Raw genomic sequence first — 14,442 nt, 5'->3', positions numbered from 1 at the left:
TTACCGGTCGCCAGATATGGGCTGGAACGGTGCGGACACAACTTGAAGCCTCGAAAGGCGTGAGTCTTCAAGCTTGGTCTTCTACTAGGACGGCAAGAAACGCCGACCAAGTAGAACGACGCGCCTGAGCCCATATCTGGCGACCTCTCGGCTTAAATGGTAGTAGTTAGTTTTTCTATCAGTAATTTAAGTTAAGGGTGGCAGCTTGGGGATGGCGACAGCTTCGCGCTTAGTCCAGCGTTAAAGGCGTCTCCGTGGTATCTGTAGTACGTCCAGTTCACATTAATCTATAACAACATCAAAAAAGGCGGTCCCACCAGCATTCTTGCTGACGGTGACCGTCTTTTTAACGGGCCAGTCGTTACTTACCTTCGACGACCTTAGCGTATTCTTGTTGGTACCAGCCTTCCCAAGTGGTGTCCTTGAGCGAACCGTTTTCGTTGAACGCGATGTCCATGGTGGATAGGATGGAGATGAACAAGTCGCGCTTCAGATCTAGGACGCCGGCGACTAATTCATCGGGATGAAAGTTTTTGTTAGTATACAAGTACATATTGATATCGTTCATGGCATAGTCAACCTTGTATTGGGACAAAATTTCTAAGTCGTTGGTCTTGTAGTGCCGTAGGTAAAATTTGATAAAGTCGGTTAAAGCCGTCTGTTGTGCGTGTTCGTCTAAGTCGTTAATGGTTAAATCTTGATTCTGCAAAGTGCAGACCTCCTCAAAAGTCGTAAGCAACAATCTAGCGGTTAAGTAATTCCCGTGCAATATATTTTTAGCTTCAATTTCATTATGGCACAAAATGACGTGGGGTAAAGCAGACAGCGTCAATTTTTTTAACAGTTAACGAATTAAAACGCTCTCATGGCGTTGTATAATGAAATGATGAGAGTGTTGAAGGGAGTTTGTTAGGTTATGCGAGTTTTAGTCGTGGGCGCCAACGGTCAGGTCGGTCGCCTGTTAGTAGCAGATCTATTAGCCAGAGGGGATGACCCCATCGCCGGGTTACGGTTTAGCGAAGATGGGGAGGATTGGGAGGACCAGGGCGTTACGGTCCGGCAAATGGACCTCCTCACTAAGCCAGAGCAGTTGGCCAACGTCATGCTCGACGTGGACGCCGTTATCTTTGCGGCCGGGTCTGGGGGTCGCACCAAGGATGACATGACGTTACTGGTCGACCTTGATGGTGCGGTTAAGACCATGCAGGCTGCAGAAATTGCTGGTGTCGACCGGTTTTTGATGATCAGTATGCTCTTTGCTGAGGACCGTAATCGGTGGGCCGATCCGTTGAAGTCATTGTATGTGGCGAAATTTTACGCTGATAACTGGTTAGTCCATCAAACGACGCTGAACTATACAATCGTTCAGCCCGGGGCGCTGTCTTTTCACGCTGGGACTGGCAAGGTGAAGAGTGATCCGCTGGCAGTTGGCAGTATTCCGCGTGCCGACCTCGCTGCGTTTCTGGTGGCCGCCTTGCATGCCCCTCAGGCTAGTCGCAAGACCATCCCGTTGTTGAGTGGGGAGACCCCGATTAATCAGGTGCTTGACCGGTTATGAGCATATTAGTCGCGTCGGCTGACATTTTTTGGTAAAGTAATACCAAGATAAATAGACTGTCCGTCCGATTTTTACTAAGGAGGCCATAATTATGACTGAGAACTTAGTGTTAGCCCCACCGGAAGCCCTAGAGTTGGCGAAACACCTCGATGAATGGGCGAAATGGCGGCAAACGACCGACCGGACCACAGCCGATATGGATTGGGACCGGTTCATTGAAAATAGTCGCGAGAAAGCAGAGTGGCAAGCGGGCTTAGCGACCGAAATTGAGCACTGGGAGAACCTCCACGCGATTCAAATGGCATTACAGGATAACTTAGTGGGGATGACCGCTGGTGGCCATACGCGGCAATAAAATGGATTATAAATAGTACTAGTTTAGACTAGCTAAAAAGGGCATCGAAAAATCATTGTGATTTTTCGACGCCCTTTTCGTTTCTGTAAGATTTAGTTAGTCGTAAAGAACTGAATCGCCATGGACAATCTTAGTTGGAACAAAAATTGTTTTCTGGGCAGGTGTTTCGGGGTGCTCTAATCGAGAAACTAAACTTTTGGCAACTTCCTGACTCCAAGTATTGAGTTGAGAATCAGCGGTGGTTAGTTTTGGTAAGTAAATTTCTCCAGATTTGGGAGCATTATCGAATCCAGTGATACTAAAATCAATTCCAACTTTTAGATGTAACTCACTAGCAGCCCGATAGACGCCGTAAGCCATCATGTCGTTCAGACAAAAGAAAAAGTTATACTTCTTTTCAGACAGTAGTTTCTTAGCTATCGGATATGTTGGCGCACTTCCGAGCTGACCATTAAATGTATGCTTGGAAATATTATATTCAGGGTGATATTTCTTAAAGTAAGTCTGGCAACTTTCGAACCGTTTCGCGGAATTATAAGAATTTCGGGATCCTCGGAAAAAGCAGATTTTTTTGTGTTTAGATTTTTCATATTGTTTAAGTAAATTGGCGATTGCAGATTGATTATCAATCACAATGTTGTCAACGTTGGAGAAATCTAGCTCATTTGCCATTAAGACGATAGGAATCTTGGTCCGCTCAATCAGCGCCGTCAGGTTACTTTTAGTGGTCGTGTAATTAAAGATAATGAGTGCATCGAATAATTGGGAGTCAATTAGGTCGGCATTACTGTTGCCAATAACGACTAGGGAATAGCCATAATGATCAAGAGTCTTACGAATGTCATCCACTAATTCGCCATTAAATATGCTATTAAAAGTGTTGATTAACATTCCGATCAGTCGTGATTGGTGGGTGCGGAGTCCTTGTGCCGCTTTGTTCGGATGGTAATTCATTTGGGTTGCAATTTCTTTAATTCGCTGACGAGTTTTCTCACTGACTTCGGGACGATTATTTAGGGCATAGGACACGGTTGCGACTGAAACGTTAGCGACCCGTGCAATGTCGGTTAAGCTAGTCTGTTTATTCATGAGGGCTCCCTTCTTCGATAATCAATATAATACTAACATAGTTGTCTTCAAAGAAACTCAAATAAGTTATTGACAACGCTTACAAAACGATATAGACTGTGCTTGTAAAGGTAACTTAAACGTTTAAGTTTAGATGCTAAAAAATCCTTTACTTTTTTTATAGAGCTTAACTTAAACGTTTAAGCTAGAAAGTTTTGGAGAAGAGTGATTCAATTGCAAGTCATAATTCGCAATGGCAACGAGCAAATACAGCCAGAGATTGATAATGATAATGGCGTTTTTATGTTCAATCATCGCTACCGAATCGGGGATCAACTAGAAATTTTGTTTGGTAGCAGTCAAAAAAGAGGGGAATTCTGGAATATCCGGTTAGATTCGACTTTGCCAGAGACACTAGTATATTTTGATCAGGATAAATGGATTTTTAAGATTCCAGTGAGTTTAGAAGACCGAGAAGTCTATGGTCCGCTGGCATTTTCCAGTTCTCAACAGTTTATTTCAATTCGTCCGGCTGAAAAATGGCAGTTAGAGCGCTCGCGAAATCTGGCTTTAAATATCTATGATCAACATTCAAGTACCGCTTATCCACACGCGTCGGCTAATGTTGAAACGCGAAATGAAGCGATATTTGCTGCTAGAAATGTTATTGATGGGTATATTGCCAGCGGTGCACATGGTTATTTTCCTTATCAATCATGGGGAATTGATAACCGAGAGGATGCTGAGTTAACAATTGATTTTGGACGCAAAGTGCAATTGGAATCGGTGGGAGTTGTCCTCCGAACAGACTTCCCCCACGATAGTTATTGGACGAATGGTTGTCTAAATTTAGGATCAGGATTGAATTATCAGTTAGCTTTTGAGAAGGCAGCGACTGAACAAATCTTTCATATCCCAGTGACACTAACAAGTAAGTTAAAATTGGGACAACTCATTAAGGCCAATGACCAATCAACTTTTCCATCCTTAATTGAATTAAAAGCATATGGACGCGAACTTAAAGGAGGTCGTTAAATCCGTGGTTGAAAATAAAAGAGATTGGGCAGTAGCCTTAAAGAAAATTGAACAGAAAATGGATTGGGTTGCTGATAAAACACAGGATCGAATTCCTTACACGACTGATTCAGATGGCAACTATGATGACCACTCTAGTTTGGGCAAGCAAATAGGGGAATATTATAGCTTGAGCTGGTGGACGAATGGATTTTATCCAGGCATACTATGGCAGATGTATCAGCAGACGGGAAAAGAAAAGTACCGAACCTATGCCGAAAAAATAGAACGCAAATTAGCACTGACCCTAACTAGCTTTGAGGGACTCCATCATGATGTGGGGTTTATGTTTTTACTGAGTAGTGGCGCCGATTATCGCTTAACGCAGAATAAACAAGCCTTTACGCGGGTTATTCATGCAGCAACTATTTTGGCAGGACGGTTTAACCTTGCTGGGAGGTTTATCCGCGCCTGGAACGATGAGGGTGTAGATGACCGACGGGGTTGGACGATTATTGATTCCATGATGAATATTCGCTTACTTTATTGGGCAACGGATTTAACCCATGATCCACGGTTTGCACAGATTGCGAAAGCACATGCAATCACAGTACAAAACCATTTTATTCGGGAAGACGGTTCCGTTAAGCATATTTGTGAGTTCAACCCGGAAACCGGTGAGTACGTGAAGTCGTTTGGTGGTCAGGGATTACAACATGGATCGGCCTGGACGCGCGGGCAAGCTTGGGCTATCTACGGATTTACGATGAGCTATGAACAAACGCGTCATACGGAGTTCTTGCAAACGGCGTCTAAGGTGGCGGACTACTTCATGCAACAAATGAAGGGGTGGTCGCATGTTCCAGTTGATTTTGATCAACCAAACGCGGTCGCGTATGAAGACTCCTCGGCGGCGGCTATTGCGGCAAGTGCTTTCCTTGAACTAGCAGCGCAACAGGAAAATCCGCAGATGGCACAGACGTATCAAAAATTCGGTGAACAGTTGCTTAGACAACTTTTGGATGATCGATGTGATTTCACGACGAGTTGTGACAATATTGTGACCCATTCGTCGGCTGCCTATCATGAGGAACAGCACAACTATGCCATTATCTATGCGGATTTCTTTTTAATTGAGGCCCTACAGAAGCTTACTGATTCGAGCTTGTCGATTTGGGGTCAGACTAAGAATTCTGAGAGGATTTAAGAAAGGAGAGAACGATGGAAACAACGACAAATGATTTAGAAAAGAAAGTTGACTTGCGACTTAGTGATAAGCCGTTCGGACTGTCAGACAAATTAGGTTACTTCTTTGGTGATTTTGGGAATGACTTCTCATTCATGTTGATGACCAACTTCCTAATGGTCTTCTATACGGATGCTCTGGGAATTTCGCCAATTGTAACGGGAACATTGTTTTTAGTGGCACGGTTAGTTGATGCGGTTGCTGACGTGACAATTGGTCGGTTAGTGGACAATACAAAGTTAACGGCACGTGGTCGTTATATTCCGTGGATTAGTTTTGTCCGGCCGTTCATCTTTGCATCAACGATTCTAACGTTTATGCCGTTTGCAGTTCATTTTCCGATGGGAATTCGGATTGCTTACATCTACATTACTTATATTTTCTGGGGAATTACTTATTCCGCCACTAATATTCCCTATGGGACGATGGCTTCAGCGATTACACAAAATCCGGACCATCGGAACTCTCTCTCGACTTGGCGGAGTGTTGGTGGCGCCTTGTCTGGAACTTTAGTTGGATTTATTGTTCCGCTTTTTATGAATGATCATGCTGGTCATGTTTCCGGTATGCGGATGTTTATGGTTGCCATTGCCTTTGCAATCGTTGCCTTTGCAAGCTACACTATTACCATTCATAATTCGCATGAACGGATTCAAATTCAGAAGACGAAAAAGGTTCCGGTCGGAAATTTGTTGATTGCGCTATTACATAACCGTGCGCTCATGTCGATTATTTGCGCAGCGCTTGTCTTGTTAGTCTCCAATGGGATGACGGGGGGCTTAAATGCCTACTTGTTCAATGGCTACTTCCATAGTTCGATTGGGATGTCAATTGCAACGATGATGAACACAATTAGTACAATCTTGATTGCACCATTCGCTAAGTACTTTTCAACGAAATATGGGAAGAAAGAATTCTCGCAATGGGCACTTATCTTCTCTGCAGTTATTTTTGGGCTGCTCTACTTGTTACAATTGGAAAATGAATGGCTCTTCTTACTTCTCTTGTTATTTGCAACATTAGGTTCAGGTGCTTTTAACGTCATGATTTGGGCATTCATGACCGATGTCATTGACTATCAACAATTCGTCGATGGTAGTCGTGAAGACGGAACTGTTTATGCGTTGTATTCATTTGCTCGTAAAATTGGTCAAGCTATCATGGGTGGCCTTTCCGGGTTCTTACTGGCCTTACTGGGCTATCACGCAGTGGTTGGTGGTACGACACAATCCGCGGCTACAAATTTAGGAGTTTATCATATTGCTACTGGGATTCCGGCGTTAGGTTATCTATTAGTTGCAGCGATTCTTATTTTCTGGTACCCCTTGAATAAGAAAATGGTTTTGACTGTGACGGCTAAATTACGTGCAGCTGCTGAGAAAAAGTAAATGAAAGGAAATCTACTATGAATGATTTTTCGGAGTTACGGAATAACCCGTTAAAAACTAGAAGTGATTTACAAAAGTTAGCTAAGGATTTAGTCACACCGTTAGCAAGTTACTTCGACGATAACTATCCGGGACATTTAAATCTCGGAAGTTCAGGAACGGTTTATCCGAAGGCGGAACAAGAAGTTGAAGCTTTCTTACGACCACTTTGGGCAATTGGACCGTTATTATCAGACTCAGAACAGAATTTAGACTTCTTTGATAAATTTCGAATGGGATTAGTAGCAGGAACGGATCCGGCATCATCAGCTTACTGGGGAGATTTACATGATACGAGTCAGCTGATGGTGGAGGAAGCTTCTATCGCGTTGACACTGGTTTTAACGAAACCCCGTTTATGGGATCAGCTATCTCAGGTTGAACAGAAGAACTTACATGACTGGCTAATTCAGATAAATTATTATCACTTACCAGACAATAATTGGCATTATTTCCGCGTGCTGGTTAACATGTCGATGTCATTGTTAGGTATGGATTATGATAAAGACATGATGAATTACGACTTTTCAGCCATCGATTCTTTCTACGTCGATCAGGGCTGGTATACGGATGGTTCGGTTGATCAACAGGATTATTATGTCTCCTGGGCAATTCAATTCTATGGTCTAGTTTATGCTAAATTGTATGGTGACCGGGACCCTGAACGTGCTGATAAGTTACGGCAACGAGCGGCCAAGTTTGCTCAAAGCTTTCAATACTGGTTTGATAAAGACGGTTTAGGAATTCCTTATGGTCGGTCTTTGATTTACCGGTTTGCGCAAAGTGCCTTCTGGTCAGCATTAGCTTTCGCTGGAGTGGAAGCGCTTCCCTGGGGACAAATCAAGCACCTGGTTTTACAAAATTTGCGTTTCTGGATGCAACAAGATATTTTTAAGCAGGATGGGACGCTGAGTCTTGGATATGCTTATGATAATTTGAACTTTACTGAAGGTTATAATGGGCCAGGCTCACCATACTGGGCTTTGAAGCCATTCTTGATCTTGAGCTTACCTGAAGACCATCCATTCTGGCAATCACGAGAAGAAGTTCCTGAGTTGAAGCAAAAATTAAGTGTACCAGCGGGCAGAATGCTGGTTACTCGGGATGAAGATGGGCAAAATGTTCAAGGATTTACGGCTGGGCAATTAGTAAACAACCAAAGTCATCGAGAAGCTAAATATTCTAAATTGGTTTATTCAACTCGATTTGGCTTTTCAACACCAAAGGATGGGATTGCTCTAAACGAAGAAGCTTATGATAGTACGCTTGCGTTATGTGAAGTGGGGGATCATCATTACCGGACACGGGAGCGGGTTTCGACTTTCCGCTTTGCAAAGGATTATGTTTATAGTAGCTGGGAACCATGGCAGGATGTGTTGATTGAGACCTATGTCATTCCTGTTCATCCATGGCATGTTCGAATTCATATCATTCATAGTCAACGACAACTGAAATTTGCTGATGCTGGCTTCAGTAATGAAAAGACAGATAAACTACGAGAAATTCTAACCAGTGATGGCGCTTATTCAATTTCGCCACGTGGTTTAACTGGCGGCAAGGTTATCAGTGGAGCGTTCACTCAGACGGAAAATCTCTCGCCAGAGCCTAATACAAACTTATTATTCCCAAGGAGTGTCATTCCAACTCTACGTGGCATTGTCCATGTTGGGAAGAATCTCATTGTCGATGAGTTCGTGGGGGCTGTTAAGACGGAGAATGTCATTGAGTCTGCACCTATTGTAAAGATTCAAGGAAAGAACGTTCAGATTGAATATGCCGGAAAAACATTGGTCGTTAAGTTGGACGATTTAACGGCCGGCCGCTTGGAAACGACTTCGGGGGATAATGCTTAGAATGTAACCTTGAAGCTTGGCAGAAAGATTCAAAATAAGATAAACGAAAGGACCGAGAATATATCCCGGTCCTTTTGTATGTGCAGTGAGGTCTAAGGTAATTGTCCCGCTTGTTCCGCGTGGCGCCGTTGCCGGGAGTAAGTGACCTCGGCGTAAACCAGGGCGATACTGGCACCGAGGGCTAAGAACGTAAAGTCGTTGGTAAGCGACGACGCGTGAATGACCATTGTCCCGATTGCGGCGAGCGCGCTGCCAATAGCAATCAGCAGCACCCACGGTCGCCGTTTTGCCCACGCCATGTAAGGGGTAGTGTCGTCCAGCGCTCGCGCAAAACTATTTAACTTGTTGAGCGCCAAAACGTTGACCATGCCCATCAAGTAGAGCAGATCCTTCACAAGGAAGAGTTGGTGGGCGAAAACCAATCCCAGGACGAAGAAGACATCCACAATGGTTAAGTTTTTAATGATTGGTTGAATTGATTTGAGAACGACAGGTTTACGGAGTGTTTCGGTGAGCCCGGGGTCCTTCTTGAGTAGTGTGTCTAGTGAGAGCTGATAGTAGTCGCTTAACCGAATTAAACTGTCGATATCCGGATAGCTCTTGCCCCGTTCCCAACTGGAAATTGTTTGTCGTGTGACGTGTAATTCCGCCGCGACGGTTTCCTGTGTCAGATTCTGGTGTTGCCGCGCGTGTCTGATTCTCTCCCCGAATGCCATAATGATTCCCCCTAACTGATGGACCTAGTATAGCCGTATTCGGTGCAAAGTGTCCAGCAAAGGTTCTCTGCAACGCCGGTATGACGGGGATTATACCTGATCTTATTTGTACGAGAAATGGAAAAACTTTTCGTCTTACTGGTTGCCAGAGAGGGGCTAGAATTCGATAAACCTAGTAATTTTTTTGCTTAGCCGTCGCATTCTCCCGGTCTTTGAGCCGCTGAATGGCATGACCAAGCCAGAGTCCAAGCAGCGTCAACCAAGATATTGTGACCAGTGTCTCCAGATTAGCCGTCACCGTTTTAGCAGCGATAGGCCACCAATGCGTCATGACTAGCGCGCTAGTTGAAATCAGAATGTTCAAGACGCTCGGTAGCCAGCCATTACGCCAGCGTTGCTCGGTAAGGGGGAGCGGACTGAGTTGTTCCTCGAATTTTTGTAAATAGAGAAAGCCACAACCACTCGCTAAAAAGGCCGTAATTAGAATCCAAGCTCCAATTTGATTAGGCATGAAGAACAAGAGAACGATGATAAATAGTTCGTTTAAAACTAACATGACTTGGTGAATGGGCCGTAACCGTTTGAGAATTTCTGGCTTGCGGAGGTAGTCCATCATGCCCGTGTCTTCCTTGATCAGTATGTCCAGCGATAGCCCATACAGCGTGCTGAGGGTGACCAGACTGTCGATATCCGGATAACTCTTGCCGGTCTCCCAGCTCGAAATGGTCTGGCGCGAGACGGTCACGTGTTTCGCCACGTCACTCTGTGTGAGCTGATGGTCGTGGCGGGCTTGCTGTAATTTTTCCCCGAGTGTCATAAGAATTCCTCCCTGAATATGGGTTAAGCTTACCAAACACTACTGAAATAGGCCAGCTAAGTTTGCTTGCATCGTTGATTTGACGCGGTTTCTATTCAGACGACAAAAAACTCACGGCCCAAACGACCGTGAGTTTTCAATATCAATTTAATGTACTATTATTGAAATCAGCATCAAATATCATTTTTTCTTTTCCAATAGGAGAGACCTCACGTGGATTGTATCCTAAGTCCTGAAGTTCTTCATGACGAATTAAATCATAGTCGAAATCATCAAACTGGGAGTTTGTCCATAAATCGTGAGGTCGTTTGCTTACTGGTGTATAGACAATATTACCATCGTCATCTTGATAAACCTCAAATTCAGTGTTTACAGGGACCTTAATATATTTAGGAATCGGTAAGATGGTAGAGTTTCCTTGACGTTTAGATTTTACAACCATATTTGAATACCTCCCGATGTAGTTAAAATAAAGTATATACTGTGTCTACCGTAATTATCGAGAATTCGCTTACGATTGACAGCCACGGCTTAAATTGAATAGACAACAAAAAAACTCACGGCCCAAACGACCGTGAGTTTTCAATATCAATTTAAAATTAAATTTATTGTTCTTCGTACCAAGTGTAGTGGAAGTTTCCTTCGCGGTCGTTCCGTTCGTACGTGTGGGCACCGAAGTAGTCCCGTTGTGCTTGTAACAAGTTAGCAGGCAGAACTTCTGCACGGAAGCTATCGTAGTAAGTGATAGCAGCGGACAAACTAGGAACGGGGATGCCGGCTTGAACGGCCATAGCAACCACGTCACGGATGGATTGTTGATACTTGCCAGCGATATCCTTGAAGTAGCTATCGAACAGCAAGTTGGTCAACTTAGGATCCTTGTCGAAGGCGTCGGTGATGTTTTGCAGGAATTGGGCACGGATAATGCAACCGCCACGCCAGATTTGTGCTAATTCACCAAACTTCAGGTCCCAATCATTAGCTTCGGAAGCAAAGCGAAGTTGTTCGAACCCTTGGGCGTAACTCATCAGCTTACCAAAGAAGAGCGCTTGACGAACTTCTTCGACAAACTTGTCCTTGTCAGCAATTTCAGCCTTGCCTTGCTTTTCAGCAGATGGCAATACCTTAGAAGCCTTGACCCGTTCGTCCTTCAACATAGAAATGTAACGGGCGTAAACGGCTTCCGTAATGACGGATTGAGGGACTTGAACGTCAAGAGCATCTTCGGAACTCCACTTACCAGTTCCTTTGTTGTTCCCACGGTCCTTGATAGCGTCGACGATTGGCAAGTTCTTGTCATCGCCTAAGTCATCCTTACGCGTCAAAATGTCAGCGGTGATTTCGACTAAGTAGCTGTCCAATTCACCCTTGTTCCATTCTTTAAAGATGTCAGCCATATCATCGACTGAGATCCCGGCAACGTTACGCATGATGTTGTAGCTTTCATCGATCAGCTCTTCATCACCGTATTCGATACCATTGTGGACCATCTTAACGTAGTGACCAGCACCGTTAGGCCCAATGTAAGTGACACATGGCTTGCCGTCTTGAGGCGCCTTAGCAGCAATCTTGGTCAAGATAGGTTCAACGAGATCGTAAGCTTCTTTTTGGCCACCTGGCATCAAAGAAGGACCTTGTAAGGCACCCAGTTCACCACCGGAAACCCCCATACCAATAAAGTTGATCCCGGACTTGTCGAGTTCAGCGTTACGAGCCATCGTGTCGTGGAAGTTCGTGTTCCCACCATCGATCAGCACGTCACCCTTGTCGAGCAGAGGGAGCAGTTCGTGAATAACGGCATCGGTTGGCTTACCAGCCTTAACCATCAAAAGAATCCGCCGTGGCGTTTCCAATGATTTTACGAAGTCTTCAATCTTGTAACTAGGAATCAGTTTCTTTTCGCTGTGGTCTTTCATGACTTGTTCAGTCTTGCTTGCGGAACGGTTAAAGATACCTACCGTGTAACCGCGACTTTCAATGTTCAGGGCTAAGTTCTTGCCCATAACAGCCATACCAACAACACCAATATTTGCTTTTTGATCTGCCATTAGTAACCTTCCTTTACGTTCAAAATTAGTAACGACGTTCCACTCATTAGTGTAGCATTGAACAATGTGAAAGAACAATCATTTGTCTCACTTTTTTGAAAATCGGTAAAATTTTTCACGTACGAGTGGTCAAAACGCTTAATTAATGGCCCCGTTGGTAGGATTTCATGTTCAGGGCGACTTTCGCCAACAATTCTTCCAGCAGCGCTTGCTCACCGGCCGAAAGATCCTGGGTGCCCACAGCTAAAATGTGCTGTTCGTAGTCCTGGAGGGCGTGCCCCTTAGCGGTGGTCTGTAGTGGCCGGCGTGGAGTTGGTCGGCTAACTCGGTCTGGGTGATGCCGGGGCTACCCATTAGTATTGAGGCCCAGGTCGATAAGCAGCAATTTTACGAAAAATTCGGCTACGAAGCAGCGGGGGATGTCTTCTTGTTCAACAGCACGCCGCACATTCTGATGAATAAGGCGGCATTATAAGGACGTTTAGCGACATTCTTTTTAATAGAATTCATTAGATTATTGGGATTGAAAAGTCAATTTAAACTGAAATTTAGTTCGTTTTTTGAACAAACTACCACGTGTACAATTAGATTGTCTATACTGAAGCCTGTAACTGTTCTACGGGGAAAATTTTATTTCTGATCTGACTGTTGAAGGGGAGAATCTCATGTCGAAGACGCGTTATAAAATGTATAAAAAAGGTAAGCATTGGATTATTGCAGGAATTGTAAGCGGTGCCGTGGTGTTGGGTATCGGTAACGTTACGGCCCAAGCGGACACGGGGGCGTCTACGGACGTGGGATTGTCCGCCGTGGTGGACGATGGATCGGGGACGGAAAAATCAGCGGCTGAAGTAGTGCTCGCGGCCACACCAAGTGTTCCGGTAGAGGAGCCAGCAACGGGTGAACCAGTCGGAGTGCCTGATGAGGTAGCTGAACCGGATGCCACAACTGAAGCAAGTGAAGCGCCGGCACCAGTCACCGACCAAAAGGCTAGTGGTGAGAGCTCAGAGGTTAATGCTGTAGCTCAAAAATCACCCGACAATGTGGCAGATGTCACATTGTCAAAGACGCCATCAGTTCCAAAGGTAACGTCAGAGGTCCCAAGTACACCGGACGTTCCTGAGGTTACCATGCCGGAGATCCAGCCAGCGAGTCCAGACACCGGCACAAAAGCCCATGCCGAACCAGTCTTAGCGGCGGTGCCATTAGTTAAGCAACAGCTCGCAAAAACGTTTGCGCCAGCTGTAGCACCTAATTCGACGGCGACTAACATTGATCAGTGGATGCCGAATAAGACGTTGCAGAAGGTAGTCTTGCTGACATTACAAGACGTTGAGGGTACCGATAAGGCCTGGAATAGTGTGGCTGATATTACCCAAGACGACCTGTTGCTCCTGACCACGCTCGATGTGAAGGATGGTAAGGGGTACGATACCTATATCGATGGTAAGACGCCATTTTCATTGGAAGGACTACAGTATGCGACAAATTTAACGTGGCTGAGCATGGGGGCTAGTCTCAATATCGAGCCGGGGGCGATTTTTGGAGACATTGTCGACGTAACACCGTTGACTAACTTACAGAAACTGACATCCCTTGATTTACAAGGCAATCGAATTGAGGATATCTCGCCGCTAGCAAATTTGAAAAATTTAGATAGTCTTTACTTAGCCTATAATCATATTCGAGATTTCTCACCATTAAAGGGATTCAAAGGTGATATGAACAGTCTTGGACAATTTATCATGCTTGATCCGCTTTTGGTCGGCGATAAGGACCGTACCGGGCATATGCAGGTTCAGTGTATAACGATTGATGGAGAAGTCGTTCAGTTGACTGTTGGCCAGGCGGTTGTTGAACCGGTCTTTGCGAGCCCGGAGAAAGATAAACAGGACTATCATTTTTACTTTACAGGAGGGAGGCCGAAGCCGGATGGGAATGGTGGGATTTACTTTGACACTATTCAAGATCAACAACCAGGATCTGCTGATTCGCCGATTTCTGTCGTGAACGCAATCGCTTTACCAGACCACTACTATTTAACGGGACATTATGGGACGGACTTTAACGTCGTTCAACCTTACATTCTTGTTGACACTGCGGCGGACGTTATTGTTCATTATCAGGATAAAGATGAGAAAAAGCTCGCGGATGACAAAGTGCTATCGGGTGGCTTAATTGATGCGGATTATAAAACCACACCAATTGATGTTCCGGGCTACAAGCTGACAGGTCAGTCAGAAAATACCACTGGAAAATTTAGTAAGGATAAAATCGAGGTTACGTACGTTTACACGCAAATAGCGGGCTCGGTTACGGCTCATTATCAGGATAAGGACG

At 44.8% G+C, this 14,442-nt stretch carries 14 protein-coding genes; 8 read left to right on the top strand and 6 right to left on the bottom strand.

What is annotated here, in order from left to right:
* Nucleotides 1-361: 361 nt before the first annotated feature.
* The gene (locus FC99_RS00745) at nt 362-709 is read right to left on the bottom strand and encodes a hypothetical protein (RefSeq protein WP_048733843.1); all 348 of its coding nucleotides are present in this window, start codon (nt 707-709) and stop codon (nt 362-364) included.
* Between the two features lie 207 nt (nt 710-916).
* Between FC99_RS00745 and FC99_RS00740 the strand changes: the two genes are divergently transcribed.
* On the top strand, nt 917-1,558 hold the full coding sequence (locus FC99_RS00740) for an SDR family oxidoreductase (protein ID WP_048733845.1): 642 nt from the start codon (nt 917-919) through the stop codon (nt 1,556-1,558).
* Nucleotides 1,559-1,649: 91 nt separating this feature from the next.
* Nucleotides 1,650-1,913, top strand: coding sequence for a hypothetical protein (locus tag FC99_RS00735; RefSeq protein ID WP_048733847.1), 264 nt, complete (start codon nt 1,650-1,652; stop codon nt 1,911-1,913).
* Nucleotides 1,914-2,009: 96 nt separating this feature from the next.
* On the opposite strand, the gene FC99_RS00730 is transcribed toward FC99_RS00735, so the two are convergent.
* Nucleotides 2,010-3,002: a LacI family DNA-binding transcriptional regulator gene (locus FC99_RS00730; protein WP_048733849.1), complete on the bottom strand. Its 993-nt coding sequence runs from the start codon at nt 3,000-3,002 to the stop codon at nt 2,010-2,012.
* 213 nt (nt 3,003-3,215) lie between these two features.
* Here FC99_RS00730 and FC99_RS00725 point away from each other — a divergent pair, with 213 nt between their 5' ends.
* Genes FC99_RS00725 through FC99_RS00710 form a run of 4 tightly spaced genes read left to right on the top strand, consistent with a single transcriptional unit; the run spans nt 3,216 to nt 8,521 of the window.
* Nucleotides 3,216-4,016: a hypothetical protein gene (locus FC99_RS00725; protein WP_048733851.1), complete on the top strand. Its 801-nt coding sequence runs from the start codon at nt 3,216-3,218 to the stop codon at nt 4,014-4,016.
* A gap of 4 nt (nt 4,017-4,020) precedes the next feature.
* A complete protein-coding gene (locus FC99_RS00720) occupies nt 4,021-5,202 on the top strand; it encodes a glycoside hydrolase family 88 protein (protein WP_048733852.1) in 1,182 nt (393 codons plus the stop codon).
* 14 nt (nt 5,203-5,216) lie between these two features.
* Nucleotides 5,217-6,629 (top strand): MFS transporter, encoded by a 1,413-nt coding sequence (locus FC99_RS00715; protein WP_048733853.1) that lies wholly within the window; start codon nt 5,217-5,219, stop codon nt 6,627-6,629.
* Nucleotides 6,630-6,646: 17 nt separating this feature from the next.
* Nucleotides 6,647-8,521, top strand: a complete 1,875-nt coding sequence (locus tag FC99_RS00710) for a DUF2264 domain-containing protein (protein WP_048733854.1) — start codon at nt 6,647-6,649, stop codon at nt 8,519-8,521.
* 92 nt (nt 8,522-8,613) lie between these two features.
* On the opposite strand, the gene FC99_RS00705 is transcribed toward FC99_RS00710, so the two are convergent.
* From FC99_RS00705 to gndA, 4 genes are all read right to left on the bottom strand, one after another.
* Nucleotides 8,614-9,237 (bottom strand): helix-turn-helix domain-containing protein, encoded by a 624-nt coding sequence (locus FC99_RS00705; protein ID WP_053083546.1) that lies wholly within the window; start codon nt 9,235-9,237, stop codon nt 8,614-8,616.
* Between the two features lie 172 nt (nt 9,238-9,409).
* Complete coding sequence (locus tag FC99_RS13545) at nt 9,410-10,054, bottom strand: helix-turn-helix domain-containing protein (RefSeq protein ID WP_082153213.1); 645 nt, start codon at nt 10,052-10,054, stop codon at nt 9,410-9,412.
* A gap of 142 nt (nt 10,055-10,196) precedes the next feature.
* Complete coding sequence (locus tag FC99_RS00695; protein ID WP_048733856.1) at nt 10,197-10,496, bottom strand: AbrB/MazE/SpoVT family DNA-binding domain-containing protein; 300 nt, start codon at nt 10,494-10,496, stop codon at nt 10,197-10,199.
* Between the two features lie 163 nt (nt 10,497-10,659).
* On the bottom strand, nt 10,660-12,102 hold the full coding sequence (gene gndA, locus FC99_RS00690) for an NADP-dependent phosphogluconate dehydrogenase (protein WP_048733858.1): 1,443 nt from the start codon (nt 12,100-12,102) through the stop codon (nt 10,660-10,662).
* A gap of 337 nt (nt 12,103-12,439) precedes the next feature.
* Between gndA and FC99_RS13535 the strand changes: the two genes are divergently transcribed.
* Together FC99_RS13535 and FC99_RS00685 are read left to right on the top strand one after the other, a co-directional pair.
* Nucleotides 12,440-12,577 (top strand): GNAT family N-acetyltransferase, encoded by a 138-nt coding sequence (locus FC99_RS13535; RefSeq protein WP_156166916.1) that lies wholly within the window; start codon nt 12,440-12,442, stop codon nt 12,575-12,577.
* 190 nt (nt 12,578-12,767) lie between these two features.
* Nucleotides 12,768-14,442, top strand: a 1,675-nt coding sequence (locus FC99_RS00685; protein WP_191982035.1) for a MucBP domain-containing protein, incomplete at its 3' end; no start/stop codon positions are given.

Origin of the sequence: Levilactobacillus koreensis JCM 16448, from assembly GCF_001435525.1 — a bacterium.
Taxonomy (GTDB): domain Bacteria; phylum Bacillota; class Bacilli; order Lactobacillales; family Lactobacillaceae; genus Levilactobacillus; species Levilactobacillus koreensis.
Note: the sequence above shows the minus strand (reverse complement) of the source record. Positions and strands in the feature narration are given on the sequence as shown.

What these genes read in the sequence shown, in the direction of transcription:
- FC99_RS00740 (WP_048733845.1), top strand. Translation starts at nt 917, where the DNA reads ATGCGAGTTTTAGTCGTGGGCGCCAACGGTCAGGTCGGTCGCCTGTTA.
- FC99_RS00735 (WP_048733847.1), top strand. Translation starts at nt 1,650, where the DNA reads ATGACTGAGAACTTAGTGTTAGCCCCACCGGAAGCCCTAGAGTTGGCG.
- FC99_RS00730 (WP_048733849.1), bottom strand. Translation starts at nt 3,002, where the DNA reads ATGAATAAACAGACTAGCTTAACCGACATTGCACGGGTCGCTAACGTT.
- FC99_RS00715 (WP_048733853.1), top strand. Translation starts at nt 5,217, where the DNA reads ATGGAAACAACGACAAATGATTTAGAAAAGAAAGTTGACTTGCGACTT.
- FC99_RS00710 (WP_048733854.1), top strand. Translation starts at nt 6,647, where the DNA reads ATGAATGATTTTTCGGAGTTACGGAATAACCCGTTAAAAACTAGAAGT.
- FC99_RS00705 (WP_053083546.1), bottom strand. Translation starts at nt 9,237, where the DNA reads ATGGCATTCGGGGAGAGAATCAGACACGCGCGGCAACACCAGAATCTG.
- FC99_RS13545 (WP_082153213.1), bottom strand. Translation starts at nt 10,054, where the DNA reads ATGACACTCGGGGAAAAATTACAGCAAGCCCGCCACGACCATCAGCTC.
- FC99_RS00695 (WP_048733856.1), bottom strand. Translation starts at nt 10,496, where the DNA reads ATGGTTGTAAAATCTAAACGTCAAGGAAACTCTACCATCTTACCGATT.
- gndA (WP_048733858.1), bottom strand. Translation starts at nt 12,102, where the DNA reads ATGGCAGATCAAAAAGCAAATATTGGTGTTGTTGGTATGGCTGTTATG.
- FC99_RS13535 (WP_156166916.1), top strand. Translation starts at nt 12,440, where the DNA reads ATGCCGGGGCTACCCATTAGTATTGAGGCCCAGGTCGATAAGCAGCAA.